3 protein-coding genes are annotated in these 2,825 nt (G+C 77.2%); 2 read left to right on the forward strand and 1 reads right to left on the reverse strand.

The genetic code is table 11. The annotated features are described in order from the left end of the window. Positions 1-531 (reverse strand): hypothetical protein (locus tag ACLIYP_RS30070; protein WP_412716240.1); only part of this gene is annotated, 531 nt, incomplete at its 3' end. 326 nt (positions 532-857) lie between these two features. Here ACLIYP_RS30070 and fmt point away from each other — a divergent pair. Together fmt and ACLIYP_RS30080 are read left to right on the forward strand one after the other, a co-directional pair. Then, positions 858-1,790, forward strand: a complete 933-nt coding sequence (fmt, locus tag ACLIYP_RS30075; protein WP_412716241.1) for a methionyl-tRNA formyltransferase — start codon at positions 858-860, stop codon at positions 1,788-1,790. A 152-nt stretch (positions 1,791-1,942) separates the two neighbouring features. Further along, on the forward strand, positions 1,943-2,825 hold an 883-nt coding region (locus ACLIYP_RS30080; protein ID WP_412716242.1), incomplete at its 3' end, for a transcription antitermination factor NusB.

The raw sequence follows: 2,825 nt of genomic DNA on the forward strand, positions 1-2,825 counted from the left end.
CATCGACGCCGCGCGGCGCTGAGACGCCGATGTGCCGCAGCGGCCGCGGGGAGCTCCCGTCACGGGTGAGGGCACGCGGGCCCGGTGCGCCGGCGCCGTGGCCGCGGCCGGTGCGGTGGCGGTTGCGGCCCGTGCGGTGGCCTCCTGTGCCGTCGCCGCCGCGGCGCCTCCCGCCTGCGCCGCCGGCCGGCGTGAGCCGTAGCGGCGGTGGACGGCCTGCTTGGTCACGCCGAGGGCCGAGCCCACCGCGTCCCAGGAGAAACCCAGCGAGCGGTCGAACTCCACGGCCGCCGTCACCAGCGTCTCCACGCTGTCGCGCAGCTCCTGGGCGAGCCGTACGGTCGGCGCGGGCGCCCTGCCGTAGACGACGAAGCCCGTCGACGGACCCGTGCGCCGCGGCCGGTAGACGTTGCCGAGCTGCGCGGTGAGCGTGCGCAGCGCGTCCACCTGCCGGCGGACCCGCTCGATGTCCCGCACCAGCAGGTGCAGGCTGGCCCGTGCCCGGGCGTCGGGGGTGGCGTGGTCGGCCATGGTCAAGCCTCTCGAACCGGCGTGGGATCGGCCGGCCGCGTCTGCGGCCGTTTCGGTCAAGCTGCATTGACCAACGCCGCACCGGGCGCCGGGGTCACGCTGAGGGGGCGTGAAAAAGCCCGCGGGAGCGGCGTGTCCGGGGCCGTACGCCCCGGTCGGCACCCGGAGCGCGCGCGGGGCCGGCCGCCGCGGACCGTAGACTGGTGCGCCGTTCCGCGCCCGGCGCCTCACCGTGTCCGGCGCGGCCCGGTGCCGGTCCCCGACACACCCGCCCGTCTCCCCGCCCGTCCCCGACACACCCGTCTCCGAGAGGTGGTCCCGCACCGATGAGGCTCGTCTTCGCCGGTACCCCCGAGGTCGCCGTACCCGCCCTCGACGCACTGATCGCGTCGGAGCGGCACGAGGTCGCGGCCGTCGTCACCCGCCCCGACGCGCCGGCCGGGCGCGGGCGCCGCCTGGTGGCGAGCCCGGTCGCCCAGCGGGCCGAGGAGGCCGGCATCGAGGTCCTCAAGCCCGCCCGGCCGCGCGACGAGGACTTCCTCGCCCGGCTGCGCGAGATCGCCCCGGACTGCTGCCCCGTCGTCGCCTACGGCGCGCTGCTGCCCGGGGTCGCGCTCGACGTCCCGGCCAGGGGCTGGGTCAACCTGCACTTCTCTCTGCTGCCCGCCTGGCGCGGCGCCGCGCCCGTCCAGCACGCGATCATGGCCGGGGACGAGGTCACCGGGGCCTCCACCTTCCTCATCGAGGAGGGACTGGACTCCGGGCCGGTCTACGGCGTGGTCACCGAGGAGATCCGGCCCACCGACACCAGCGGCGACCTGCTGACCCGGCTCGCCTTCGCGGGCGCCGGACTGCTGGCCGCCACCATGGACGGCATCGAGGACGGCACGCTGCGGGCCGTACCGCAGCCCGCCGAAGGCGTCAGCCTCGCCCCCAAGATCACGGTCGAGGACGCCCGTGTGGACTGGACCGCCCCCGCCCTGCGCGTGGACCGAGTGGTGCGCGGCTGCTCGCCCGCTCCCGGCGCCTGGACGCTCTTCCGCGGCGAGCGGCTCAAGCTGCGGCAGACCGCCCTCGCCCCCGACCGCACCGGCCTGGCCCCCGGCGAACTGGCCGTCGGCAAGAACACCGTGCACGCCGGCACCGGCTCGCACGCCGTCGAACTGCTGTGGGTCCAGCCGCAGGGCAGGAAGCCGATGGCCGCCGCCGACTGGGCGCGCGGCGTGCGCATCGCCCGGGGGGAGCGGCTGGGGGAGTGAGGCGGCCGGCTCCGGACCGCCCCACCCCGCCCCGGCGGGGAGCCGGCGCCACCCGGGCGGGACGCCCGGGCGGGTGCGATTAGGCTGGAATGCCGCATCCACCCGGCGCCCACCGCGCGCCGCCCCCCGACACCACCCGGAGCACCTTTTCCGTGAGCAGCCGGCCACGCCGTCCCGCCAGACCCTACCGCCGCCCCAAGAAGGACCCCGTCCGCCTGATCGCCTACGAGGCGCTGCGGGCCGTGGACGAGCGCGACGCGTACGCCAACCTCGTCCTGCCCCCGATGCTGCGCGAGGCCCGCGAGCGCGGCGACATCGACGGGCGGGACGCGGCCCTGGCCACCGAGCTGGTCTACGGCACACTGCGGCGGCAGGGCACCTACGACGAGATCATCGCCGCCTGCGTGGACCGCCCGCTGCGCGAGGTGGACCCGCCGGTGCTGGACGTCCTCTCGCTCGGTGCCCACCAGCTGCTGGGCACCCGCATCCCCGCCCACGCCGCGGTGAGCGCCACCGTGGAGCTGGCCCGGGTGGTGCTCGGCGACGGGCGGGCGAGGTTCGTCAACGCCGTGCTGCGCAGGATCGCCGCCGACGACCTGGAGGGCTGGCTGGAGAAGGTCGCCCCGCCCTACGAGGACGACCCCGAGGAGCACCTGGGGATCGTCCACGCCCACCCCCGCTGGATCGTCTCCGCCCTGTGGGACGCGCTCGGCGGCGGGCGCGGGGACGTCGAGGCGCTGCTGGAGGCCGACAACGCCCGGCCCGAGGTCACCCTGGTCGCCCGCCCCGGCCGCGCCACCGCCGAGGAGCTGCTGACCGGCGACGCCGTACCCGGCCGCTGGTCGCCGTACGCCGTACGGCTCACCGAGGGCGGCGAGCCCGGCGCGATCGACGCCGTGCGCGAGGGGCGCGCCGGGGTGCAGGACGAGGGCAGCCAGCTCGTCGCCCTCGCACTGGCGAACGCGCCGCTGGACGGACCCGACCGCCGCTGGCTGGACGGCTGCGCCGGACCGGGCGGCAAGGCCGCGCTGCTGG

Origin of the sequence: Streptomyces nanhaiensis (assembly GCF_046614825.1) — a bacterium.
In the GTDB taxonomy this organism is placed as follows: domain Bacteria; phylum Actinomycetota; class Actinomycetes; order Streptomycetales; family Streptomycetaceae; genus Streptomyces; species Streptomyces radiopugnans.

Coding starts and splice junctions, on each gene's coding strand:
- fmt (WP_412716241.1), top strand. CDS start 858: ATGAGGCTCGTCTTCGCCGGTACCCCCGAGGTCGCCGTACCCGCCCTC.